Origin of the sequence: Pseudomonas cichorii (assembly GCF_003700275.1) — a bacterium.
Taxonomy (GTDB): domain Bacteria; phylum Pseudomonadota; class Gammaproteobacteria; order Pseudomonadales; family Pseudomonadaceae; genus Aquipseudomonas; species Aquipseudomonas cichorii_B.
On sequence record NZ_RBRE01000046.1, the window covers coordinates 1 to 524 of the forward strand.

Annotated in this window: 1 protein-coding gene; it reads right to left on the bottom strand. The window is 60.3% G+C overall.

The window, feature by feature from the left end:
* A partial coding sequence (locus ALQ04_RS13095; RefSeq protein ID WP_259645005.1) for an Ig-like domain-containing protein occupies positions 1 to 524 on the bottom strand: 524 nt, incomplete at both ends.

Genomic DNA, 524 nt, shown 5'->3' on the forward strand with positions numbered 1-524 from the left:
GTTCCTGTACCGGTCCCGATGTTGCCTGAAGAGTCCCGCACTGCCGATCCTGGCAGGGTAATGGCGTTGCTGGAATCGGAAATATTGCCATTCGCCGTCAGGGTGGCGGTCCAGGTAATGTTGTTGGTAGTCGTAAGGTTGGTCAGGGTGCCATTGGGAACCGTGATCTCGGAGATATCCAGACCGAAGACCGCCTCACTGAACGTGAAGGTCACCGTGGAGTTGCTGCCCGAGCCAAGGCTCGGGTTGGCAATCACGATGCTGGAAACCGTAGGCGCTGTGGTATCTGCGACAAAGCTGCTGTTGAGGCTCCCGCCGTCATTGAAGATAGCGTTGACAGCAGTTGGCGATACACCGGTAGCACCACCGTTGAGCGCCAGGCCGCCTGCACCACTGGCACCCACGTTACCGCTCATGAGCGCAGCATTGGCAGCAGTGATCAAGACCGAGCCCTTGCTCCAGATGCCACCCACGCCCTGACCGCCTTCACCACCACCGGCAGCATTACCGCCGCCGCCGCCACC